The organism is Pontibacter saemangeumensis (assembly GCF_039541895.1).
Classification (GTDB): domain Bacteria; phylum Bacteroidota; class Bacteroidia; order Cytophagales; family Hymenobacteraceae; genus Pontibacter; species Pontibacter saemangeumensis.
Genome location: NZ_BAABHC010000008.1, coordinates 1 through 3,964, shown reverse-complemented (window position 1 = coordinate 3,964; position 3,964 = coordinate 1). Strand labels below are relative to the sequence as shown.

Genomic DNA, 3,964 nt, shown 5'->3' with positions numbered 1-3,964 from the left:
ACGGCATGTTCGCCACCAACGGCATCCTCTTCAACCACGAGTCGCCCTTGCGGGGGGAGACCTTCGTGACCAGGAAGATCACACGGGCCGCGGCGCGCATCGCCATGGGCCTGCAGGAGAAGCTGTATTTGGGCAACCTGGAGAGCCGCAGGGACTGGGGCCACGCCAAGGACTACGTGGAGGCCATGTGGCGCATCCTCCAGCAGGACACGCCCGAGGACTTCGTCATCGCCACGGGCGTCACGACCACGGTGCGGGACTTCGTGAAGATGGCCTTCCAAGAGGTGGGCGTGGCGATCGAGTTCCGGGGCGAGGGCGTGGAGGAGAAGGGCTTCATCGCCGCCTGCTCAAACCCCGAGTACCAGCTCGAGATCGGGAAAGAGGTGGTGTCGGTGGACCCGAGCTATTTCCGTCCCACGGAGGTGGAACTGCTCATCGGCGATGCGACCAAGTCCAGGGAGAAGCTGGGCTGGGTGCCGCAGTACGACCTCAAGGCGCTGGTGCAGGACATGATGCAGGCGGACGTGGAGCTCTTCAAGCGCGACACCTACCTGGCAGAAGGCGGGCACCGCATCCTAAACTACCACGAGTAAGATATAATTTTATTTAAAGGTAGAAGCCTATTAAACAAGTCTTGTATCTTTGTCAGGCAGAAAAGGTGCAATTTTATCTGTGACTCTTTTGCCTTGTTTATTTGAATTTAAAAATACATAAATGAAAGAGCAAGAAGAAGATTGGACTTTAGTGATTGAACCACGGTCTAAGCTTTTCGATTTACAACTGAAAGAAGTGTGGCGTTACCGCGATCTTTTAGTAATGTTTGTAACAAGGGACTTCATATCTGTTTACAAGCAGACAATTTTAGGCCCTATCTGGTTTTTTTTACAACCCTTGTTTACCACCATAACCTTTACACTTGTATTCGGTAAAATCGCCGGTATTTCTACCAATGGAGTCCCTCCACTTTTATTTTATATGGCTGGTATTACCTGTTGGAATTATTTCTCTGCCTGCATATCTTCAACATCCAACACCTTTAGAGGCAATGCCGGCATCTTTGGGAAGGTTTATTTTCCGAGACTCATATCGCCTATTTCTGTTGTTGTCTCTAACATGCTTAAGTTTGGTGTGCAATTAGGGTTATTTCTTTGCTTGCTCGGATATTACCTATTTACCGGAACAAATGTTGAGCCTAATGTCTTTATGTTGTTGCTCCCCTTTATTGTTGTTATCATGGCTCTACTGGCATTGGGTTTAGGCATGCTTATTTCTGCCATGACAACAAAATATCGTGATCTTCAATTCTTAATTGGTTTCGGAGTGCAGCTAGCTATGTATGCTTCTACTGTTATCTATCCTATCTCTGAAATACCTGAGAAATACAAGTTTATAATACTTGCAAACCCTATGTCGAGTATCATTGAAACGTTCCGGTATGCTTTTTTAGGTTCGGGTACATTGCCATGGGGGTATTTGGCATATTCAACTGTTTTTACACTTATTGTTTTCTTTTTAGGGGTATTAGTCTTCAATAAGGTTGAAAAATCTTTCTTAGATACTGTTTAGAAGTAGTTGTATGAATACTGTAATAAAAATAGAAAACCTCTCTAAACAATACCGGCTGGGGGAATCAGGAACTGGAACAATTGCTCATGACCTGAACCGATGGTGGCATAGAGTCAGAGGAAAAGAAGACCCCTATCTGAAAGTCGGCGAAGTGAATGACCGTTCTACGAAAGCTACCAATGATTATGTATGGGCCTTACGGGATATAAATTTAGAAGTGAAGCAAGGAGAGATAGTCGGCATATTAGGTAAAAATGGTGCGGGAAAATCAACGCTTCTCAAATTATTATCGCGTGTAACCTCACCTACTACAGGCACCATAAAGGCAAAAGGCAGAATAGCTTCGTTACTGGAAGTTGGAACAGGATTCAATGATGAACTGACAGGGCGGGAGAATATCTTCCTGAATGGCGCTATCCTTGGAATGACAAAGGCAGAAATACGTTCCAAGTTAGATGAGATTATTGCCTTTTCTGGTACTGAGCGCTATATCGACACTCCTGTTAAACGCTACTCTTCCGGTATGAGAGTACGTCTAGCCTTTGCTGTAGCAGCACATCTGGAGCCTGAAATCTTGATTGTAGATGAAGTTTTAGCAGTTGGCGATGCAGAGTTTCAGAAAAAGGCTATTGGCAAAATGCAGGATGTTGCAAAAGGAGGAAAAAGAACCGTGCTGTTTGTGAGCCACAACATGGGTTCTGTCAGAGACCTTTGTGAGCGGGGCGTTTTGCTAGAAAACGGTACCGTTTCTTTTACTGGTGAAATAAATGATGTGATTAACAGGTATCTCCATGGTTCCTTTAAGAACACAGACAATCCGGTTTATTTTACTCCGCAGGAAGACAAGTCTTTTCAACTCATCTCTGCCAACTTACAAAACGAAAAAGGTGTCCTTTCACAAGACTTTGAATGCGATAATAAGATTATTTTAAATCTAACTGCGCTTGTAAGAAAGAAGGTGGCTGGATTATATGGATACCTTACGGTTATGAAGAACGACGGCACAGTGATGATAGAAAATGACACCTTTGATGTGCTACCTAATGCGCTGGATAATCTAAAGGAGGGTGAACATAAATTTCGGCTTGTAATTCCTAAAAGGACATTACCAGTCGGTGAGTATGTTGTGTATTTAAATTTTACCAGTCCATATAATATCAGTGGTTTTACCGTGGATTCTCCCGGGGAAATACTCAAATTCTCAGTGGATGATACAGCAACAAAAAGAGGTAAAAGCAGAAGATCACAACTAAGCACAATATTGAAGTGGGAGTCTATTGATATAAAAGAAAAAGTAAATGTTGAATAATAAATCTATCCTGATAACAGGAGGTACAGGCTCTTTCGGTAAAGCCTTTACAAAAATAGTTCTGGAACGCTGGCCGGATGTCAAACGCCTGGTTATTTTTTCCAGAGACGAGCAGAAACAGTTTCAAATGGCTCAGGAATACCCACATGATAAATATCCACAGGTAAGATTTTTTATAGGCGATGTTCGAGACGAGGCCAGGGTAAAAAGAGCTTTGAAGGGTATTGATTATGTAGTACATGCTGCGGCAATGAAGCATGTGCCTATAGCTGAATACAATCCGATGGAGTGTGTGAAGACTAACATAATGGGTGCTGAAAATATTATCAATGGATGCCTTGAAACCGAGGTACAAAACGTGGTAGCTCTTTCTACAGACAAGGCTGCTGCTCCCATCAACTTGTATGGAGCGACTAAACTTGCGTCAGACAAGCTCTTTATCGCAGCAAATAATATCAGGGGCTGGAATCCGATTAAGTTTTCAGTTGTCAGGTATGGAAATGTCATGGGCTCCAATGGCTCTGTCATACCCTTCTTCCTGAATAAGAGAAAAGAAGGAGTATTACCGATTACAGACAGTGAAATGACCCGCTTTAACATAACTCTTACTGAGGGAGTAGAAATGGTGTTGCATGCATTGGAAACAGCATGGGGAGGAGAATTATTTGTTCCTAAAATTCCATCCTATAAAATACTGGATGTAGCGGAAGCTATTGGCCCGGATTGTGAGAAGCCTGTTGTTGGTATTCGCCCTGGTGAAAAGATTCATGAGGAGATGATCACTTCGTCAGATTCTTTTTATACTTATGATTTGGGGAAATATTATGCCATAATTCCTTCCACCCCACGCTGGAAAGTAGCTGATTTTGTGTCTCACTTCGATGCGAAAAAAGTGCCGCAGGGTTTCCGCTACAATTCAGGTGAGAATACGGAATGGGTTGGTGTAGATGAAATCAGGGAATTAATAGAGGAACACGTAGATCCTTCTTTCAAGGTATATGCAGATAATCCCTTACGGTAAGCAGCACATCACAGAGGCGGACATCGAGGCCGTGGTGGAGACGCTGCAGTCGGAGTACCTGACGCAGG

General features: G+C 43.8%; 4 protein-coding genes. All 4 read left to right on the top strand.

All coding sequences use genetic code 11. The features are described 5' to 3' along the window. On the top strand, nt 1–593 hold a 593-nt coding region (locus ABD920_RS09130), incomplete at its 5' end, for a GDP-mannose 4,6-dehydratase (protein WP_345158458.1). A 121-nt stretch (nt 594–714) separates the two neighbouring features. Continuing rightward, nucleotides 715–1,566: an ABC transporter permease gene (locus tag ABD920_RS09125; RefSeq protein ID WP_345158457.1), complete on the top strand. Its 852-nt coding sequence runs from the start codon at nt 715–717 to the stop codon at nt 1,564–1,566. A 10-nt stretch (nt 1,567–1,576) separates the two neighbouring features. After that, on the top strand, nt 1,577–2,875 hold the full coding sequence (locus ABD920_RS09120; protein ID WP_345158455.1) for an ABC transporter ATP-binding protein: 1,299 nt from the start codon (nt 1,577–1,579) through the stop codon (nt 2,873–2,875). After that, nucleotides 2,865–3,896, top strand: coding sequence for a UDP-N-acetylglucosamine 4,6-dehydratase (inverting) (gene pseB, locus ABD920_RS09115; RefSeq protein ID WP_345158454.1), 1,032 nt, complete (start codon nt 2,865–2,867; stop codon nt 3,894–3,896). Before ABD920_RS09120 ends, pseB begins: the two co-directional genes overlap by 11 nt. Nucleotides 3,897–3,964: the final 68 nt, after the last annotated feature.

What these genes read in the sequence shown, in the direction of transcription:
- ABD920_RS09125 (WP_345158457.1), top strand. Translation starts at nt 715, where the DNA reads ATGAAAGAGCAAGAAGAAGATTGGACTTTAGTGATTGAACCACGGTCT.
- ABD920_RS09120 (WP_345158455.1), top strand. Translation starts at nt 1,577, where the DNA reads ATGAATACTGTAATAAAAATAGAAAACCTCTCTAAACAATACCGGCTG.
- pseB (WP_345158454.1), top strand. Translation starts at nt 2,865, where the DNA reads ATGTTGAATAATAAATCTATCCTGATAACAGGAGGTACAGGCTCTTTC.